Origin of the sequence: Halodesulfurarchaeum sp. (assembly GCF_036626455.1) — an archaeon.
Lineage (GTDB): Archaea > Halobacteriota > Halobacteria > Halobacteriales > Halobacteriaceae > Halodesulfurarchaeum.
In genome coordinates, this window is sequence record NZ_JAZKRK010000001.1 from 67,526 (window position 1) to 86,869 (window position 19,344).

The 19,344-nt window shown below is 56.1% G+C and carries 18 protein-coding genes; 7 read left to right on the forward strand and 11 right to left on the reverse strand.

Annotated features, from left to right (window positions below):
• Positions 1-6 precede the first annotated feature (6 nt).
• From cofH to V5A26_RS00345, 4 genes are all read right to left on the reverse strand, one after another.
• Positions 7-1,395 (reverse strand): 7,8-didemethyl-8-hydroxy-5-deazariboflavin synthase subunit CofH, encoded by a 1,389-nt coding sequence (gene cofH, locus V5A26_RS00330; RefSeq protein WP_332320027.1) that lies wholly within the window; start codon positions 1,393-1,395, stop codon positions 7-9.
• Between the two features lie 76 nt (positions 1,396-1,471).
• On the reverse strand, positions 1,472-2,719 hold the full coding sequence (glyA, locus tag V5A26_RS00335; protein ID WP_332320028.1) for a serine hydroxymethyltransferase: 1,248 nt from the start codon (positions 2,717-2,719) through the stop codon (positions 1,472-1,474).
• A 200-nt stretch (positions 2,720-2,919) separates the two neighbouring features.
• On the reverse strand, positions 2,920-3,543 hold the full coding sequence (gene rdfA / locus V5A26_RS00340) for a rod-determining factor RdfA (RefSeq protein ID WP_332320029.1): 624 nt from the start codon (positions 3,541-3,543) through the stop codon (positions 2,920-2,922).
• A gap of 203 nt (positions 3,544-3,746) precedes the next feature.
• The gene (locus V5A26_RS00345) at positions 3,747-5,045 is read right to left on the reverse strand and encodes an amidohydrolase family protein (protein WP_332320030.1); all 1,299 of its coding nucleotides are present in this window, start codon (positions 5,043-5,045) and stop codon (positions 3,747-3,749) included.
• A gap of 199 nt (positions 5,046-5,244) precedes the next feature.
• On the opposite strand from V5A26_RS00345, the gene V5A26_RS00350 reads away from it, so the two are divergent.
• The gene (locus V5A26_RS00350) at positions 5,245-6,600 is read left to right on the forward strand and encodes a dihydroorotase (protein ID WP_332320031.1); all 1,356 of its coding nucleotides are present in this window, start codon (positions 5,245-5,247) and stop codon (positions 6,598-6,600) included.
• Between the two features lie 3 nt (positions 6,601-6,603).
• Here the strand turns inward: V5A26_RS00350 and V5A26_RS00355 are convergent, their stop codons facing one another.
• Positions 6,604-7,311, reverse strand: coding sequence for a nucleotidyltransferase family protein (locus V5A26_RS00355; RefSeq protein WP_332320032.1), 708 nt, complete (start codon positions 7,309-7,311; stop codon positions 6,604-6,606).
• Entirely contained in the window at positions 7,308-8,516 is a 1,209-nt protein-coding gene (locus tag V5A26_RS00360; RefSeq protein ID WP_332320033.1) for a molybdopterin molybdotransferase MoeA, read from the reverse strand. Before V5A26_RS00360 ends, V5A26_RS00355 begins: the two co-directional genes overlap by 4 nt.
• A 90-nt stretch (positions 8,517-8,606) precedes the next feature.
• Between V5A26_RS00360 and thrC the strand changes: the two genes are divergently transcribed.
• On the forward strand, positions 8,607-9,839 hold the full coding sequence (gene thrC, locus V5A26_RS00365) for a threonine synthase (protein WP_332320034.1): 1,233 nt from the start codon (positions 8,607-8,609) through the stop codon (positions 9,837-9,839).
• Positions 9,840-10,003: 164 nt separating this feature from the next.
• On the opposite strand, the gene V5A26_RS00370 is transcribed toward thrC, so the two are convergent.
• Both V5A26_RS00370 and V5A26_RS00375 read right to left on the reverse strand, forming a co-directional pair.
• Complete coding sequence (locus V5A26_RS00370) at positions 10,004-11,056, reverse strand: PLP-dependent cysteine synthase family protein (RefSeq protein WP_332320035.1); 1,053 nt, start codon at positions 11,054-11,056, stop codon at positions 10,004-10,006.
• A 150-nt stretch (positions 11,057-11,206) separates the two neighbouring features.
• A complete protein-coding gene (locus tag V5A26_RS00375) occupies positions 11,207-12,232 on the reverse strand; it encodes an LLM class flavin-dependent oxidoreductase (RefSeq protein WP_332320036.1) in 1,026 nt (341 codons plus the stop codon).
• Positions 12,233-12,449: 217 nt separating this feature from the next.
• Here V5A26_RS00375 and V5A26_RS00380 point away from each other — a divergent pair, with 217 nt between their 5' ends.
• The 3 genes from V5A26_RS00380 to V5A26_RS00390 all read left to right on the forward strand — a co-directional run bounded on the left by V5A26_RS00380 (position 12,450) and on the right by V5A26_RS00390 (position 15,001).
• Positions 12,450-13,466, forward strand: coding sequence for an ornithine carbamoyltransferase (locus tag V5A26_RS00380; RefSeq protein WP_332320037.1), 1,017 nt, complete (start codon positions 12,450-12,452; stop codon positions 13,464-13,466).
• Positions 13,467-13,470: 4 nt separating this feature from the next.
• Positions 13,471-14,532 (forward strand): carbamate kinase, encoded by a 1,062-nt coding sequence (gene arcC, locus V5A26_RS00385; protein WP_332320038.1) that lies wholly within the window; start codon positions 13,471-13,473, stop codon positions 14,530-14,532.
• Positions 14,533-14,677: 145 nt separating this feature from the next.
• On the forward strand, positions 14,678-15,001 hold the full coding sequence (locus tag V5A26_RS00390) for a hypothetical protein (RefSeq protein WP_332320039.1): 324 nt from the start codon (positions 14,678-14,680) through the stop codon (positions 14,999-15,001).
• 227 nt (positions 15,002-15,228) lie between these two features.
• Here V5A26_RS00390 and V5A26_RS00395 read toward each other — a convergent pair whose 3' ends face one another.
• From V5A26_RS00395 to V5A26_RS00405, 3 genes are read right to left on the reverse strand one after another with little or no spacing between them, the layout of a single operon-like run.
• Positions 15,229-15,474, reverse strand: coding sequence for a hypothetical protein (locus V5A26_RS00395; protein ID WP_332320040.1), 246 nt, complete (start codon positions 15,472-15,474; stop codon positions 15,229-15,231).
• Between the two features lies 1 nt (position 15,475).
• Positions 15,476-15,829, reverse strand: coding sequence for a DsrE family protein (locus V5A26_RS00400; protein ID WP_332320041.1), 354 nt, complete (start codon positions 15,827-15,829; stop codon positions 15,476-15,478).
• Positions 15,830-15,842: 13 nt separating this feature from the next.
• On the reverse strand, positions 15,843-16,214 hold the full coding sequence (locus tag V5A26_RS00405; protein ID WP_332320042.1) for a DsrE family protein: 372 nt from the start codon (positions 16,212-16,214) through the stop codon (positions 15,843-15,845).
• A 137-nt stretch (positions 16,215-16,351) separates the two neighbouring features.
• Here V5A26_RS00405 and V5A26_RS00410 point away from each other — a divergent pair, with 137 nt between their 5' ends.
• Positions 16,352-16,891: a (2Fe-2S)-binding protein gene (locus V5A26_RS00410; RefSeq protein WP_332320043.1), complete on the forward strand. Its 540-nt coding sequence runs from the start codon at positions 16,352-16,354 to the stop codon at positions 16,889-16,891.
• Positions 16,884-19,340: a xanthine dehydrogenase family protein molybdopterin-binding subunit gene (locus V5A26_RS00415; RefSeq protein WP_442908765.1), complete on the forward strand. Its 2,457-nt coding sequence runs from the start codon at positions 16,884-16,886 to the stop codon at positions 19,338-19,340. The genes V5A26_RS00410 and V5A26_RS00415 overlap by 8 nt, the downstream gene beginning before the upstream one ends.
• The last annotated feature ends 4 nt before the right edge of the window (positions 19,341-19,344 follow it).

The window sequence follows — 19,344 nt, forward strand, 5'->3', positions numbered from 1 at the left end:
TCGGATTCAATCGCCCAATATAGCCGGTTCAGTTTCCTCGCCGTCCCGATTCAACAACGGTGTCAGATCCGCTTTCGGTCCGAGCCCCGGACCAGGCCGACCATTCGCAGAATCGATGCGGCGTCGAATGTCGTAGTCGGTGGACCGCTCGACGGGAATGCGGTCGATCGACTCGATCAACGAGGTGAGGTCCGCAAACGAGCGGAATTCACCGTTGCCACCGCCTGCACGTTTAGTGATTTCCTCAGAGAGGATCGTCCCCATGAAGTCGTCCGCCCCAGCTTCGAGCATATCGAGCCCACGTTCGTTGCCGAACTTGACCCATGAAGATTGGATATGATCGATATTATCCAAAAAGAGTCGGGAAACTGCTATCATGAGGGTATCCTCGGCTGGGGTTGCACCCGCATCGACCATGTCCCGCTCAACCAGGGGAGTATCCTCGTGGATGAACGATAGTGGCACGAATTCGGTCATCGCGCCCATCCTGTCCTGAAGATCGCGAATCCGTTTCAGGTGCAACACCCGATGGGCCTCGTTCTCGACATGGCCGTACATGATTGTCCCCGTCATTGGGAGGCCCGCAGCAGCGGCGCCCTCCATCGCCTCAAACCAGGTGGCCGTGTCGATTTTGCCTGGACAGATAACATCCCGAACCTCGTCAACGAGGATTTCGGCTGCAGTTCCAGGAACGGAGTCCAATCCAGCTTCCTTCAATCGCCGATAGACCGTCTCGTAATCCCACTCGGTACCACGAGCTGCGTGATCAGCTTCTTCCGGCGTCATTGAGTGCACATGAACCCCCTCCATCGACATTGCCTGGATCTGTTCAGTGTAGGTTCCAGGTGATTTCGTGTACGCAGCCGGTGGTTTGTAATTGACAGCGATCTCGTCTTCGATGATCTCGCGGTGGTTCTCATCAAGTGTCAGCGCGGGGTGCAGCCCACTGACCGAGGTCACCTCGGAGATTCCACGATCGACCGCGTCTGCGACAATTGCTCGGGATTCTGCCGGCGTTTTCGTAAAGCCTCGACTCTCTTCTTTTGTCCCTGACTCGAACGTGTGGGCGTTATCCCGATAATTGCAGAACAAACAGCCGGTTCCACACGCGGAGGTCACATTATTATTTAAATTCGCGACAATAGTAACCTCCTCACCGACCACTTCGCGGCGGCGTTCGTCCGCAGCCTTGACGACACGTCCCATCCGTTGTTGGGATATACCCGCCGTTTCCGAGCCCGTTGTCATCAACTCGATCCCATCGGCAACAGATAACCGGTGGCCCGCACGGGCCTTCTCGAGGGCGTTTTCAAAAGATTGGTCGGTTTCGGGCTGTCGTTCGAAATTGTATTGCCCACGAGGGACCCCTGTTTGTGTGCGGAACGCATCAGCCATACACAGTGCTCACGGGCTAATCCGCCTTAAAATGTAGCAATTAACCCACCCTCGTGGTGGCACCCCCGAACGAGGCCTATTTGTAAAGCGGGTGCTCGTCAGTCAGCCGTTCAACTTCCTCGCTAACCTCGGCGATGACACTTTCGTCTTCTATGTTGTCAAGAACGCGGCTGATGAGCGCTCCGACCTCCCGCATTTCAGCCTCATCAAAGCCTCGTGTCGTCAACCCTGGCGAGCCGATACGGATGCCCGAGGGCTCCATGGCCGAGCGAGTTTCGCCCGGCACGGTGTTAGCGTTCAGGACAATGCCGGCTTCTTCGAGAGCATCTGCGGCGTCGTTTCCGGTCACGTCGGGGTGGGATTGACGCAAGTCGACGAGGATGAGGTGGTTGTCCGTCCCGCCGGAAACTAGCTTGAAGCCTCGCTCCATCATACTCTCCCCCAGCGCTTTCGCATTCGAAACGGTTTGCTCCATATAGTCCTCAAACTCCGGTTCAAGGGCTTCTGCAAAGCCGACGGCCTTCCCCGCGATATTGTGCATCAGGGGACCGCCCTGAATGCCGGGGAAGACAGTCTTGTCAATAGCATCGGCGTGCTCTTCGTCTGTGAGAATCATCCCGCCGCGGCCAGCGCGGATTGTCTTGTGGGTGGAACCGGTCGTGAAGTCAGCTATTCCGACGGGGTTGGGATGCTCACCGGTCGCAACGAGCCCAGTTATATGGGCCATGTCCGCGAGGTGGTAGGCACCAACCTCGTCGGCCGTCTCTTGAACCCGCTCCCAATCGACTACTCGGGGATACGCGGAGAACCCGGAAACGATGATATCCGGTTCAAACTCGTGGGCCTTCTCGTTGAGCATCTCGTAATCGACACGGCCCGTTTCGGGGTCGATCTCGTACTGTTCAACCTCATAGAGCTTGCCGGAGAAGTTAACCGGGTGACCGTGGCTCAGGTGGCCGCCGTGGTTGAGGTCCAAGGACAAGATTTTGTCTCCTGGTTCAAGAACGCTGAAGTAGACGGCCATGTTGGCCTGTGTCCCGCTGTGAGGCTGCACGTTGGCATGGTCGGCATCGTAAAGCTCTTTCGCGCGGTCGATTGCCAACTGCTCAACCTGGTCGACGTTCTCACAGCCGCCGTAGTAGCGCGCACCCGGATACCCCTCAGCGTACTTGTTCGTCAGTGCGCTCCCCTGGGCAGCTAGTACCGCTTCTGAGGCGTGATTCTCGCTTGCAATCATCGCAAGCGTGTCCTCTTGCCGCGTGGTCTCTCCTTCAAGGGCTTCGGCAACCTTCGGATCTGTTTCAGTGACTGGATCGAAGTCCATACGGATCGGTTTTCGAGGCACCCCACTGTAATATTACTGGTTTTTTGGAGCAGGCAATATTCTTGTTTCCGTTTGTTTCGGCCTGGACAGCAAGGCGCCCTACAAGACACGCACAGTAAATTTACAAGATCCTGTATGCTAAGCGATGGGACGCCATTGAACTGCTCGGTCCGGCAATTTCCTATTTTAGGACGGTACTCCTATGATTTGTCATGGGTCTCACAAATATATCCCCGATCGAGCGCGACAACAAGCGGAACAGTAGACCCACATTGGGAACATTCCAATTGGACGTCGACCGAGACGGAAGCGGACGCGCCCCCGTCGACGCGACCCTTCGATCCTAAGGACGAAACCGCTTCCGAGATTTTCGTGACCGCTTGCGACCGAGCGATTTCGATGCTGTTACGTTCCCAATCGGTCTCGGCTTTCCGTACTTTCTCGCCACCGAGACAATTGGTTAGATGCACCCGCATTGAACTCCAGGAAACCATATCAGTTCGAATCGCGTCAGCGTCTATACCGTCCGTCGCCAGTTCGTCAGAAAGTTCTAACCGTTCGAGGTCGTCGTCCCCCACAAGGATATCGTATTCGGCAGCGAGTTGGGTATCACTGGTCCTTCGGCCGTGTTTTTCGTAGGTCTGTTTCAGGAGTCGACGGTTAAACCAGTCTGTGAGCGTCCGATAGCCGTGTTCCCGTAACCCTTCGCGTCCTTTCCACCGCGCTAATAGCGTCTCGTCGATCGAATCAAACGTCGGTGACGTTCCACGGACCCCATATTGGGCCGAGACTCGTCCGACTTTACAACAACTGTCCTGTGACATGGTTTGGCTGCATAGTAGTTTGGTGGACTGCGTATCGCAGGGCGACATGTAATATACAACCTTAGGGTGTATTAAATCTGTGGGCTTCACATAGTCCGAAAGTTTGGGGTGCAGGAAAACGTGGAGTGATTACAAATGTTACACCACAACACAAAGGAGAAACACATTTTGTGGAAAAGGCAGTTAGGAGAGTCTAATCGACTCTATAGTCGCTCCCAAAGTTCCTGACTTGCCTCACCAACTGCCCGAAGGTCAGCGTCTGAAACTCCCGTCACTCCATTGCCTTCCTCGTAGACGACCTCGCCATCAATGACTGTCTTGGTAACGTCTTTCTCGCTGGCTGCGTTCACGACGTAGTACGCAACACTCTCCGGAAGGACCGGGTTTGGCCCTAGATCCAAGACAGTGAAATCGCCCCGCTTTCCGGTCTCTATACTCCCAACCTCGTCCTCCATCCCAAGCACCGTGGCGCTCCCGATGGTTGCCCATTCCAGAGCCTTTGCCGCGTCAAACCCGCTCGGGTTTTTGTTCTTGAGTTTATGAATTCCGACCGCGGACCGCATGGTCTCGAACATGTCCGGGTCCCATCCGTCGTCTCCGATACCGATCGTCAGCCCCTTTTCCTCCATCGTTTCGACGTCAGCGATGCCGACAGCGTTGTTCGTGTTGGAATAGGGGTTGTGGGCGAGACGAACATCGTTCTCCGCAAGAACCTCGATTTCTTCCTCCGTGGCGTGAACCCCGTGGGCAGCGATGACATCGGCGTCGAAAAAGCCCATATCATCCAGAGCGTGCACTGGCCGTTTTCCGTGGTTTTTGATCGATTCGTGGACATCAACGAGCCCTTCCTCCAGGTGCAACTGAATCGGTCGGTCATCACGAACTGCCCGGTCAACGGTGTCCTCGACCGTCTTCTCGGTGTTCGTGAACAACGTGTGGAGACAGTAGTGGCCCTCGATATTCTCGTACTCGGATTCTTTCTTGTTAATGAAGCGGTCGTTTTCGTCGATTCCCTCGGTCGCCTCCTCGACGGAGTTTCGAGCGGTTGCCTCGAAAGACAGCATCGCTCGGATCGGGGTTTGGCTTACGCCCTCGGCAACGGCTTCAAGACCCCCTGGAAGCGTGTTTGGCCCTGAATAGTTGTCACAGAACGTTGTTACGCCGCCCTCCAGCATCTCCTTGACAGATCCGACGGCCGAGAGGCGGGCATCCTGCATGGTGAACGCTTCGTCCACTCGCCACCAGATATCCGTGAGGTTCTCATAGAAGCTCTGTGGATTGACATCCAAGGGTGCCCCACGGATGGGAAGTGAGTACATATGGGTGTGACTGTTCACCAACCCGGGGATTACGACTTCATCCGACGCGTCAACGACATCGTCTCCGGAGACGAACCCATCGTTGATTTCGACGATTTCACCGTCTTCAACCACAACGTGAACGTCTTCCAGTACGTCAGACGTTTCGTTCATCGTCACCAGTATACCTGCGTTTAGCTCCATACAAAAACTGATACAGCGGGTCTTTTATAAATGTATTTGGTTTGAATGCGAATCGGTCGCATATGTCGGTCCCCGTCCCGCAGTTCAGCGAATCCCAGAACGATTTGCACACGGTTCAGAAGAAGTTCGGTAAGGAGGCTGATTGCAGTCCAACTTCGTTTCGGGCACACTTTTGGGCACGCGCAACCGTGGGTATCATATGGTAGACATCCTCATCAAAAACGTATCGATCGTCCGACCGAGAGGTGTGGAAACCGGATCGATAGCGGTCGAGGACGGTGAATTCGTGGCGGTCGCCCCCGACGTCGATGTCGACCCGTCCGACGCCATCCGAACGATCGACGGGGAGGGACGCTATGCGCTTCCAGGGGTCGTCGACGTGCACAATCACATGCACGACGAGGGACTCTTTCCGGAGGGGATCGACTTCGAGTCACAGAGTGAGAGTGCTCTCGCAGGCGGCGTTACCTCGGTCGTCATGCTGCCCACTCAGACGCCAAAGGATACGCCCAAAAAGATACGACGATGGCGGGAAACACTGAGTGATCTCGCGCACATCGATTACGGCCTGATCGCCGGGAACATTCAGGATCCAGGGATCGACGTGGATGGAATTATGGCCGAGGGCGTTCCCGATTTCAAGACGTTCACCGCCGAACCCTACCAAATGGACGACGGCGGAATCGTCGAACTGATGGAAAAGGTCGGTGAGGCCGGCGGCAAAGTGCGAGTTCACAGCGAAAATCAGGGGATCCTCGACCATGCTCGGGAAGACATCGATTCGAATGATCCGGCCGTATATCCGAAAACGGGTCCGCTCGAGGCCGAACTCGACGCAGTTAGCCGAATCGGGTTCTTCGGCGAGTACACGGGATGTCCGGTGCACCCCGTGCACATTTCGAGTGGATCCGGTGTCCGTGAGGCAGCTCGATTCAAAAGTCGGGCAAAGACACCGATCACGATCGAGACCTGCCCGCATTACCTGGCCTTCTCGGAGACGGACGCAGCCGACCTTGGTCCATTCCTCAAGGTGAATCCCGGCCTCAAATCCGAGGCGGAAGTCGAGCGGCTCTGGACGGCAGTTGAAGACGGGACGGTGGACCTGCTGGCCAGCGAACACTTCCCGACCTATAAAAAAGAACGGGAGAAAGGCTGGGACGACATCTGGGAGCCGTACGCTGGCCTTCCGGGCATCGAGACCATGCTTGAATTCCTGATCAGCGACGGGGTCCACGAGGACCGGATCACCTGGGAGCGACTGGTCGAACTCGTGTCCGCTCGCCCGGCTCGTGAAGCGGGAATTTACCCACGGAAGGGCACGATACGAGTCGGTTCCGACGCCGACCTCGTCCTGATCGGAACCGAAGATTACACCGTTTCGGCCGACGACCTGGCCTTCAATGGCGGCTGGACACCATACGAAGGCATGGAGTGGTCGGCGAAAGTCGACACCGTCATTTTCGATGGGGAGATCGCAGCCGAGGACCACGACGTCTATTCAGAACCGGGGAGTGGCGAGTTTATTCCCCGTGGCCCGAAAGCCGACCGCACATAAAGTTTAGAGATCGCTTTTGACGTCGATATCTCGAAGCACTCCCGGATCGTCAGTCTCCAAAACGACCAGGTCGGACCTCGATCGAAGCACTGGCCGACCCCCTGTGTCTCCTGTGACCGCCGAAAGTGCCTCATACGTGTCGCTGCCGAACAGTGTTGGATTGCCACGTTTGCCCTCGTAGGCCGGAGCGATGATCTCGCCGTTGTTTTCCAGATACCCTTGAACGACTACATCGATCGTATCTGCATCCACGAAGGGCATGTCTCCCAGTCCGTAGACGATGGCGTCCCAACCTCGTTCGCGAGCCACTTCGACGCCCTGTCGAAGGGAGGTGCTTTGACCGTCCTCGTACGCCTCGTTCATGATGACCGTGACCTCAAGGTCGGAAACCGCCGCCCTGACTTCTTCAGCTTTATGGCCAACCACCAGAACTGTCTCTTCCAAACAACTCGCGACGAAGGGTGCAACAGCGCGGCGAATCAATGGTTCCCCCTCGACGGTGTCGAGCAGTTTGTAGGTCCCTTCGTATCGTTCGCCTTTCCCCGCAGCCAGAATGGCCCCACCAACAGCAGTCTGTGGCCCCGGATGGTCACGATTGAGGTCACTTGCTTTGATCGTCGTCGACTCTTGTTGTCCCCCATCGGCAATCGTTTTGCTGTCGTCTTTCGCCCCCGCCAACCTTTGGGTTCGCGCCTGGGATTGCATCTTCATTCGAGGCTATCATAGGGAACGACCGTAACTTGTTCCCCTGCCGAGATAGGCTTTGAAGCGAGGAGAGCCCCATCAGCCCGAGCCACTCGCGTGACCGCCGACAGCGCACTCGATTTGAAGACGTTTCCATAAATCGGCATTTCCGAGGCCTCATGTCCGAGCGGAATCACCTCGTCGTCCTTTATCGTGGCCGGGATTGCATAGGTGAAATCAGGCTTGGGAACACCGACGTCTACTGGACAAACGCCTTGGACCCTCGGCAACTGCGATTTGCCAGTGAAAAACGGGCGCAATAGGAAGGCCGTGATCGTATAGGCGGCAAATGGTTTTCCCGGAATCGCGAACGCGGCAGCCGAATCCAAGCTCGCAATCCCGAGGGACTTGCCAGGGCGAAATTGGACCCCGTGAAATCGGACCTCTCCCTGGTTTTCGAGCGCATTGAGCACGTAATCCTTCACTCCGCGACTCGTACCCCCCGTGGTTACAATCACGTCATAGGCTGCCTCTAGCGCTCCAATCGTGTCTTCGACAACTTGGGGGTCGTCCCGAACCGCTCCCTCGTAGGTGGTTTCCGCTCCCCACGACCTGAATAGTTCGAGCAGCATATTTGAATCGCGGTCCATCGAAGGATCCTCGTGGATCTCGGTCCCTGTAGCAAGGACGCCGACCGCTAAGGGGCGGTAGACAGGAATGGCATCAAAACCGAGGTCATCGAGAAGGACAGCGTCCCGAGCAGCGAGTCGGTCCCCCTGCTCGTATATTCGATCACCTTTGGTAACGTTGCTCCCCTGTCGGTACGTGTATTCGCCAAGTTCGACATCGGGACCGTGTAGCTTGCCGTCCTGGAGAACTGCATCTTCGGAGGGAATGACCGCATTCGTCGTTTCGGGAAGTGGACCGCCGGTGGTAATTCGGACCGCTTTCTTTGCCGGGACGGACCGTTGCTCGTCCTCCGGAAAGACGTCTTCACCCACCGCCATTGGATAGTCCGCCGTCGAGTCGACGGCGTATCCGTCCATCATCGATCGGTCATAAGCCGGTCGGTCAGCGGTCGCAATGACCTCTTCAGCGACAGTCCGATGTTTGATGCCCGCTCCAGGTTTCACTCGTTCGACATCGAGAGTGGGAACCAATTCGTCACGGAGCGCTTCGATTTGCTCGATTGCTGCCGCCCTCGTTACGGAGGTCTGATACCCGCCAGCCATACTTCTACCAAATCAGGCAGCCGTCAAACACCTTTTCCCCGGGAGGCACGAGACGGCAAATTTAGGTCCCGGGGGAAGCAAGCAATTTCCATGGGAATGGAGCATGTCGAAGCATATCGGTGCATCGAGTGCGGCGAGGAATACGAGCCAGACGGAATTATGTACACGTGTCCAAACCACGATAACCCAATGGATGGTCTCCTCGACGTGGTCTACGACTACGACGCCATCGCTGAGGACTTCGACGGCAAAGCAGACGGCGACATTCCGGACCTCTGGAAGTACCGGCCGTTCCTCCCGATCGCAGAGGACGCTGAACCCGTAACCCTGGGCGAGGGTGGCACCGACCTGATCGAGGCCCCGCAATTGAGTGAGGAACTGGGCGTCGAAATCAGCGTGAAAGACGACAGTCGCAATCCAACGGCAAGCTTCAAGGACCGTGCGACAACTGTCTCGGTGACGAAGGCCAAACACCACGACCACGACGTCGTGACCTGTGCATCGACAGGCAACGCCGCAGCCTCACTGGCCGGATATGCCGCCCGTGGGGGCCTAAAGGCCCGTATCTTCGTGCCCGAATCAGCGCCGGAGGGCAAACTCGCTCAGCCGCTCGTGTACGGCGCCGACGTGATTCAGGTCGAAGGAACGTACCCCGAAGCTGGCCAACTCAGCTTGGAAGTCACGGAGAAGTACGGCTGGTACAACCGCAACGCGGCGTTCAACCCGTTTCAGGTCGAGGGCAAGCGAACTGCCGGCCTCGAAATCGCCGAACAGACCCAGGGCGACGTTCCGGACTGGGTTGTCGTCTCGGTCGGTGACGGCTGCACTATCGCCGGCGTCTGGAAGGGGCTCAAGGAGTTCGAAAAACTCGGCTACATCAACGAGACCCCGAAGATGCTCGGCGTCCAGGCAGAGGGCGCTCCGGTCATCCATGAAGGTTTCCACGGCGAGGAGAGCCTCGACGAGAAGGCAAAAACTCTCGCCGACAGTATCGCGGTCGCGGCACCGGCCAACCTGAAAAAGGCCGTCAACGCGATGGAAGAAAGTGACGGCAATTCGGTGGCCGTCTCGGACGAGGAGATTCTAAAGGGCGAGCTCAAGCTCGGGAGCAGCGAGGGGCTTTTCGTCGAGCCGGCAGCCGCTGCGGTTGTGGCGGGCGTGGAGAAGGCCATCGAGAAAGACGTCATTGAAAAGGGGGAGTCCGCAGTGGTCGTCTCCAGTGGCTACGGTCTCAAAGATCTCGAGAACGCGAAAAAGGCAGGTCGGGACCCGTACTCCCTGCCGCCGGAAATCGAAGAGATCGACGCGGTCTTCGGAGAATAGCGACGGACTGAGTGGGTTTTGATTCCTCGCACTGTATTGGTGACCCGCAAGGGTATTTTCGTTCAAAGCGGTCCAATTTGGCCAGATGGCACTGGCTCTTTTGTTCCTGAATACTGAAATCGAGGAATCAGTCCGTCCGAAACCGTAGGGGGAAGATAACTCCGTTACTCGATCATCAGCCAGCTGTCCTGGTGCTTGTCCAGAAGCTCCTCTGACCGCTCGTCAATCGGGTGTTCGCGGTCCGGAACGTCGACTTCGTAATCCTCCTCGAACAGCCGGGTAGAGAAGTATCGTTCGCCAACGTCGCAGACCACTGTGACGACCGAATCAACTTCGTCTCGCTGTTCGAGGACCTTCTTCGCTCCCGCCAGGTTGGCCCCGCTGGAGATGCCGGCAAAGATACCTTCGTTCTTCGGGTACCAGTCGGCCATTTCGAGGGCTTCCTCACTTTCGACGCGAACAACACCCTCGAACAGGGCCGGGTCGAGGTTCTTTGGGATGAAGCCATCGCCGATTCCTTCAATCTCGTGAGCCCCCCATTCGCCTTCAGCAAGCAGCGGAGCCTCGTACGGCTCAAGCGGGTAAATCTCCGTGGCATCCTCGCCGTATTCCTCGACGATGTGCTTGGCGATGCCAGTGATCGTCCCACCGGTGCCCTGGCCGTGAACGACTGCATCCGGCGCGCCACCGAGCTGGTCGGTGATCTCCGGGCCCGTGGTCTTCTTGTGGGCAGCGATGTTGTCCTCGTTCGAGAACTGATCAGGGAACCAGTACTTGCCGGGGTTCTCCTCGATCATCTCTTCGGCCTTGTCCTGCGCGAGGTCGACGTCTGACTCGGCGCCCGGCGTCTCGATAAGATTGCCACCGTAGACACGGATCAGCTTCTTGCGCTCCTCGCTCATGCCCTCGGGCATGACGATGTTGACGTCATAGCCCAGGCGAGTGCCGACGAACGTGCAGGCGATGCCCGCATTGCCGGTGGAGGTCTCGAGGATTTCCTTGTCGTCGGTAAGGTCACCGCGCTTCTCTGCCTGCGTGATCATCTCGTAGTAAACCCGGTCCTTCAGGCTGTTGGAGGGGTTGAACGATTCCCACTTGGCGTAAATCGTCCCGTCGAGACCTTCACTGGCGGTGGTCAGTTCGACGAGCGGCGTGTTGCCGATAGTTTCGAAGACGTCGGACGCAGTACTGCTGTTACGGTCCCAGTTAGGAGCCATGATAATTTGTAATAGGGGGTGGCACTTATAACTTGAGTAATTCGACCGCGAGCGGCCCTGAAAGGGTCATGTGACCATGGCTCAAGACTTGGGGAGACCAGTAGCTCCGACCATAAAACGGAAAATACCCGCCTCGCCGATGACGAAACCTTACAGGTAACCGTCGGCCAACTCGTCGACCAGCAGTTCGACATCGTCACCGAGCTGGTAAATGATCGGGGCGTCGGCTCCGGACTCGACGTAGCCGGCGACCTGCTCGCGGACTTGCTCGGGCGTGCCACTTGCGGTCAGCTTGCGGACGACATCGTCCGGAACGAGTTCCATGCCCGTCTGAATGTCCTCGTGGTCGGCCGGCCAGCCACCAATGGCATCCCCGACGTCGTCGATGAGGTCCTGGCTGACACCGCTTGCTTTCATGATGTGGGGCTGCTGGCCCAGGTACTGCGTGATAAGCTCCCGGGCGTCGTCGAGGGCCTTCTGCTCATCGTGGTCCATGGAGGCGACAACCAGTTGGGGTCGGTCGATGTCGTCGAGGTCGCGGCCAGCGCGTTCCGCACCGGTCTCGATAGCGTCGATGGCCCTGTCGTTGTATTCCGGGCTGACGAGATAGTTCATGACGACACCGTCAGCGTACTCGCCGGACATTTCCAGGGCCTGGAAGCCAGTCGCGCCGACGTAGACATCGACCGTGCGCGGCCCGGAGTCACCGTGGACGACGTCTAGTTCGACATCCTCCAGGTCGACGAACTCGCCATCATAGGTGACGTTCTCCATGTCCAGAAGCTGGTGGAGCGCTTCGACCCATTCGCGCATCGCCAGGAGTGGTTTCTCACGGTTGCAGCCAACTTTCGAGGCGAGGGGTTCCCACCAGGCACCAATGCCGAGTTCGATTCGATCGGGGCCAGCAAGTTCCTCGAGCGTACTCGCCGTTTGAGCTGTCAAGGCGACGTTCCGCGTCCATACATTAATGACTCCTGTCCCGAGTTTGATTTCGTCCGTCGCAGATGCATACGCTCCAAGCGGCGAAATAGCGTCCCGTGCGAGCCGTGATTCAGCCTGCCAAATCTCGTCGAAGCCTTGCTCCTCTGCGTATTGGGCGAGCTCGACGTTTCGGTCCAGTGGGCGCTTGTCTTGCAGATACAGTCCAATACGATCTCCGCGTGTACTTCCGCTCATGATACCATTATTTTATAATTTGGGTTTTACCAAAAAGGTATGGGTATGGTCCGGACCTCCAATATGAGTTGAGCAGCTAACAGTGTTAGGCAGACTATCTACTCACCAAAAATTGGTCTCAAGGGGCAGTTACGCATCGTCGGGACTTGGCACAAGGTTTATTTCTCGGTTGCGTCTTGTTTCAGATGCCAAGTCGAATTGGCGGTTTGATCGACACATGAAAACAGACCTACGCGGCAAGGACATGGTAACGGTACAGGAATGGACTAAAGAAGAACTTGAATCTACTCTCGACGTGGCCGATGAATTCAAACAGGAGTGGGCCAAGGAGCGTTGGGATCACTACGACGCGCTCACGGGACGGTCCCTGTTCATGCTTTTCTACAATACGAGTACCCGCACGCGGAACTCCTTCGAGGCGGGGATCAATCAGCTCGGTGGATACCCGCATATCATGACCCCCGATCAGCTCCAGTTGGAGCACGGGGAGTCTGCCCGGGCGACCTCAAAGATTCTCTCCCGATACGGTCACGGGTTCGCTGTCCGCGTCTTAGGTGCAGCCGTGGACTTCGAATACCCGAAAGGAACCGAGATCGTCCGCGAATACCAAGATGGTTCGGACGTGCCGATTTACAATATGCAGTGTGACAAGTACCACCCCTTCCAGACAATGGCCGACCTCCAGACGGTCCGGGAGAAGAAAAAACAGATCGAGGACCTAAACTTCACAATCTCCTATGCGTACGCACCGGAAGTTCGACGGCCCGCTAGCGTGCCTCATTCCTCGATCCTCGGCTTTTCAAAAATGGGAGCCAACGTTACGCTGGCACACCCTGAAGGTGTGGAACTAGACCCCGAAATCGTCGACCAGGCCGAGTCAAACTCCAAGAAGATGGGCGGCGACTTCGACATCGTTCACGACATGGAGGAGGGATTCAAGGACGCCGACGTCGTCTATCCAAAACACTGGGTGTCGACCAAAGTCGGCGAGCGCGGAGTTGAGGAGGAAAAGGAGATCCACGATCAGAATACGCACTGGATGGCCGACGAAGAGATGATGTCAAACGCGAAAGACAACGCCATCTACATGCACCCGCTACCCGCAAAGCGGGGGTACGAGGCGACCGAAGAGGTCATGGAAGGCCCACAGAGTGTGATCTACGACCAGGCAGAGAACCGACTGCACGCACAGAAGGGCGTCATGGCACTCACCATGGGCGGCAGAGGATTCTGAGTACATGACTGACGCTGAGGGTTCTGAGGAGTTACTCGCTCCCCTGCCACCATCCGAACCCAACCCGGAATTCGACCTGGACGAGGAAGCGCCGGACTTCTGGGAGTTGGATAGGGACAAACCAATCTGTATGGTCGCGCTCGGCGGAAACGCCCTGGCGCCCCCTGACAGCGATGGGACCTTTGGCGAACAGATGTCGGCTGTCAAAAACACGGCTGAACAAGTTGTCGACATCATGAAGGCCGGTTTCAAGGTCGTGTTAACCCACGGGAACGGACCACAGGTCGGCGCGCTACTGCTCCAACAGGAGCAAGGTGATCCACCCGCCCAGCCCCTAGAGGTTTGTGGCGCTATGTCACAGGGCCAGATCGGGTACATGTTCTCCCAACAGATGTATCGGCAATTAGAGAACCGCTGGAAGCACGTTCCAGTGGCGTCAATCATCACCCAAACAATTATCGACCCAGACGATCCGGCATTCAATGACCCGACAAAGCCTGTCGGACCATTTTACCCCGAAGCAAAGGTCAATGAGCTCCAGGATTCGGGGATGAATATCAAGAAAGTCAGAGATACGGGCGAGAAGGACTACCGTCGTGTGGTTCCGTCTCCTGAACCAAAAGGGATCGTCGAAGAGACGCCGGTCAAGCGATTAATCGGAAAGCGCGACCTCGTTATTTGCGGTGGTGGCGGTGGCGTCCCCGTCTCACGAAAGGAGGGGTATATCGATGGCCACGACGCAGTTGTTGATAAGGACCTCCTTGCAAACGTGATCGGCCACCGACTTGACGCGGATTATCTCCTTATCATTACCGACGTGGATGGCGTCTACCGGAACTTCGGGACAGACGACGAAGAGTTCCTTGATGAGATCAGCGTCAACGAACTCAAAGAACTCCATGCGTCGGGTGCCTTCCCGGAGGGTAGTATGGGGCCGAAAGTCGAGGCCGCCTGCCGCTTCGTGGGAGCGAATTCGACACGTGACCGAGAGGCGATTATCACATCGCTAGACAATGCGATGGATTCGCTCACTGAAGACGCCGGAACCCACGTCGTCGAGTCATAAATTCGTACTCGGTCGTTACTCTTCGTCTTCTCGGATATTTTCTTTGCTGAGATTTTCAAGAACAGTGCCAAATACGTTGGGAGACTTGTCGCTATATCAATACAATGCAGAACAATTATACGCCATGCTAACGTATCACCAGAAGATGCCAACTAGGTCCAACTCTACGGTTGATGTCGGAATTGAAGACCCGCAAAACAAATCCCGAACCGCCCTTGATGTGGATCCGGACATCTGGGCATATGCCAAAAGTGAGGATATGGGCACGGAATGGGCGGTCGAACGAACCGATGAAACCATTGTGATGGTCGAAACATACCGCTTGAAAGGTGAAAGCGTCGAATGCGATGGGGAACCGATCGCATTTGATGTCGAGCAAGGGCAGTCGACTGAGGACTGGGCCCACCATTATGCAAGTCGGAATCCAGAAGGAAAGGTCGAGAAGGCCCGCCAATATTTCGACGGCTAACGAGTTCGAATCCTACTATTGATGGGGCCGAGCCCGCGGGCTGAAAGAAGCTCCACGTCCGATACTCAGTCCGAAGCAAGAAGCGAGTCAACCAGAATAGCCAATTTTGATCGTTGTTCCACATGTCGAGAGAACGAGCCTACGGCAACGAGCGAAAGCCATGTCGAACAGAAGGGTGTGGTAAAAGGGGCGTGAGTAATATGCTCCGGGCTTGACCCCGGGGCAGTTCACAGGAAGGTCTTGACCTCGGTTTCGAAGACCAGATCAACCAGCTCGCCATACGTGATCGGTTCGATTTCAGGTGGGAGGGTGACTCCACGAACTTCGGTGTCCCGTTCCACCGCGTACACTGTCCCTTCGATGTCTGGGTCGAGAAAGACCCCATCTTGAATCAGAACCACAATGGCCTCTGGGTCACCACGGGCCGTTCGCAACCCAATGTCTTCGTGAGGCTTGTCAACAAGGTATATCATGTTAGAAGGTAAGCACCTCCTCCGCGTCCTGAATTGATTCTGTGACCTCGCTTGCGCTGACGATCACGGTGTCATCCATGATCTCCTGTGAATCGATATTACGGACTTCCATCGCACTCCGGTCTACTAACATTGTTCCGTCGTTGGCTTTGAGGTCTGTGATCTGTGCTGGCATATTTAGTGCTTCTCGGTCCACATCCTCTCGTGCAGCATACACCGCGTCTTCGGCGAAAATGACTGTCACGTCATGATGATCGAATCCAGCTGCAATGCCGCCGGCAGCCCGAAGTCCTTCGGACAGGTGGATCCGGCCATACGGCGCCCGCGTGAGAATCACGGCGACGCTTTTTTTCATTGGACCACCGCCGTCATAGAGAGATCACCCGATCAGCTTCACCAATTATATCAGCAAGGTCCGGGAGCAAACCCACAGTTATCTCATCCGGTATCTGTGATTCGGTATCAACTGATCGGGCGTCAGTACAAAGCCCACAAACGAACATTTCGGCTCCTGAGTCCAGAAGTTCCTGATATAGTTTGGTTGGCATTTTTTGATAAAGGCCATCCGCTGCGGCCTCTTCGAAATGCTGGTCAGTCATCGGGACGTATACACCATCGAGGTATGCAAAAATCGAGACCTCGTGACCCCTTTCAAGGGCTGAACGCCCTATCTCGTAGGCTGTTCGCCACCGTTCAGAATCGAACGGGCTGCCGGTGAGGACGATCCCCAAGTGTGACATCGAATGTATATTCGTTTGTGGTGGTATAAATCATACCAATACCATCAATCAATACCCGTGTTTATCCCCCCATTCACCACGTTTAAGCGAGATTCGAAAGAATTTCACCTTGCCGCCCCTGATGGGAATTAACAAACATGGAAATGGAACTCACGATCAACGGTCATAAACGTTCGCTCAAGTTTGCACGAGGCGATTCGCTGTTAGACCTGCTCAGACGGTACGGGTACACCGGTGCAAAACGGGGTTGTGATACGGGGGACTGTGGCTACTGTACGGTGATCGTCGACGGCGAGGCCGTCCAATCCTGCGTAACGCCGACGAAGACTGTCGAAGGTGCGAGAGTCGAAACTATCGAATCGCTAGGCACACAGGACGACTTGCATCCAGTCCAGGAGGCGTTCGTGGACAATTCGGCCCTCCAGTGTGGGTTCTGTATTCCCGGAATGATCATGAACACAACTGCCGCACTGCGGGAAAACCCGGATCCGTCAAAAGTGGAAGCTAGAAAAGCCATAGAACCCGTCCTTTGTCGCTGTACCGGGCATAAGAAGCCAGTTGAGGCTGTGATGGATGCGGCCGAACGGCTCGAGTCGTCAACTGGCCTCTCTCGGGGTAGCGAGGAAAACATAGTAGAAGCGACAGATATCGGTTCTAAGGGGGCAACCGATGAGTGAGAACCCAAACAAAAACTCCGAGTCAATAACCGCCCAGGTCGAATCCGAGAGTGGATTGCCGGACATCGGAACAGGCGACGAAAACCCGATGGAGTGGAACGAACCGGCAAACAATCGGAAAAAACCGGAGGACCGTGAGTCGATAAATAGCCCAGTAGAAAAGTACGATGCCCGCAAGATCGTCACCGGCGAAGCCAAATATACCGGCGACTTCCGGCGCCAATTCCCGGACCTCGCGGAGGCTGCCGTTGTACGAAGTGACATCGCTCACGGACAAGTCACAAATATCGACACGTCTGCCGCCGAGGAAATGGAGGGTGTGTATGCAATTCTAACGCCAGACAGCGACGTGGTTCCGGATTCTGTGTATACGAGTGCCGGCCAAGGGTATCCGGAACCCACTCCCTGGGACCTGCGAGTGCTACGAGAGAAGGTTCGTATGGTCGGGGATCCGATCGCTGCAGTGGCCGCCACTGATTCCCAGACCGCAGATCGTGCAGCCAGGAAAATCGATGTTGAATACGAGGAACTCGATCCCATCTTGGATTATCGGGTGGCGATGGATCCGGAGTCGCCACAGATCCACGATTCGGACGAAATCGAGAACAAACAACCTGGGGCAAATTACGAGAACAATCGGCAATCAAGTTTTGAGGGCGAAATCGGTGATGTAACAGAGGCCACTGATTCGTCAGAGCACGTTCTGGAAACCGAGTGGGAAACACCCTATCAATCCCACTGTGTCCCAGAGCCTCATACCACGATCGCCAGGCGTGACGAGGACAACCGGTATCACCTGATAACGAGTACACAGGTGCCCTACCATACCCGGCGACAACTCTCTCACTTGTTCGACATCCCGATACGAGATATCCGCGTCGAGAAACCACGAATCGGAGCCGGATTCGGCTCGAAACAGGCGATGGTTATCGAACCGATTACACTGGCACTATCGATCGCAGCCGATCGCCCAGTGATCTACGAGACGACTCGGAAAGAACAGTTCTACGCGATCCGTAGTCGGCACCCAATGCAGATCCGGATGAAAACAGCCGTCAGCGATGAGGGAGCCCTTGAAGCAATGGAAATGGACGTCCTTTCGAATACGGGAGCCTATGGTCCCCATGGAATGACCGTCGCAGGCAACGTGGGCACGAAACCGCTTCCACTCTACCCAAACGTCGATAACGTCCGGTTTGCCGGAGACATCGTTCATACTAATCTGCCGATTGCCGCCGCCCAGCGTGGGTATGGGGCGCCACAGGGACACTTCGCAGTAGAGAGCCACATGGACGAGGTGGCACGAGACCTTGGAATGGACCCCATCGAGTTCCGGCAGCAAAACCATGTCAGGGAAGGCGACCTTGACGAGATTGCTGCAATACTAGCGGACGACGAGAAACACGCCCGTCGCATTCGCTCGTGTGGACTCGATGAGTGTATCCAACGAGGCCGAGAGGCGGTTGGATACGATGACGTCGACCAGCCCGACGACCCAAACCAGAATCGGGGAATCGGAGTCGCGCTCGTGGGACAGGGTAGTGGCGTAGCTGGGGCCGAGCTCGGGGCCGCTCACATAAAGATGAACGAGGATGGCACATTTATTCTGCAAGTGGGTGGCGTCGATACTGGGACTGGCACTGATACAATGGTGAGTCAAATCGCCAGTGAAGTCCTGGGGTGTGCTCCAGGGGACATCGTTGTTCACTCCTCGGATACAGACATCTCCCCCTTTGATTACGGAGCATACGCCTCTTCGACCACCTATATTACCGGTCAATCAGTAAAGAAAGCAGCAGAAAACGCCAAAGAACGGGTGCTCACATGGGCTGCTGGAATGTTGGAGACCTCTCCAGACCGCCTTTCAGTCGGAGGAGGCGATGTCACTGACGAGCAGTCAGGCGACCATGTCTCTCTCGAGGAAATCGGCTACGAATCGATGTACGGCGAAGACGAACGGGAGCATATTATGGGCGAAGCCAGCCATTCGACAGACGAGTCCCCACCACCGTTCGGAGCTCAGTTTGTTGATGTGACCGTCAACGACCAGACCGGCGAGTTCGATATCAACCAACTGGTGTTTGCTGCGGATCTCGGAGTCGCAATTAACCCACCCCTTGCAGAGGGACAAATCGAGGGAGGCCAATCAATGAGCCTCGAACTTGCAACTGGGGCCGGCTACGAGTTCACCGATACAGGTGTTCCGAAAACGATCTCGTACAAACAGTACGGGATGCCGCGGTCTACCGATCATCCCCCGATGGAAACGATTCTCGTCGAAACCCACGAGCCGACGGGACCGTTTGGAGCAAAGTCGATTGCCGAACTCCCAACAAATGGTGTTCCACCAGCTTTGAGCAACGCCATCCGGGACGCAGTTGGGATACGTATTTCAACATTACCGATTACCGCAGAGAAAATTTCGGCCGCGCTCAATCAGTTAGACTGATTTT